General features: G+C 60.1%; 1 protein-coding gene. It reads left to right on the top strand.

The annotated features are described in order from the left end of the window. The coding region (locus EXE42_RS20980) for a PAS domain-containing protein (protein ID WP_137707149.1) at positions 1-223 on the top strand (223 nt) is incomplete at both ends.

Below are 223 nucleotides of genomic sequence, written 5' to 3'. Positions count from 1 at the left end.
AACGACCAGGCATGCGAGTTGCTCGGGTACGACCGAGACCACCTCCTCTCGCTCGGCCCACCGGATATCCACCCGCATGATTACGATGTTTTTGAATCGTTCGTCAAGCGCGTCAACGATAGGGGAAGCGGGTTCACCGCAGAACTGTCGTGCCATACCCGAGACGGCGATATTGTTCCCGTCGACGTCACTGCGACGGCCGTCCAGTTCGGTGGGGCTGACC

This window comes from Halorubrum sp. SP3 (assembly GCF_005435195.1).
Taxonomy (GTDB): Archaea; Halobacteriota; Halobacteria; order Halobacteriales; family Haloferacaceae; genus Halorubrum; species Halorubrum sodomense.
Note: the sequence above shows the minus strand (reverse complement) of the source record. Positions and strands in the feature narration are given on the sequence as shown.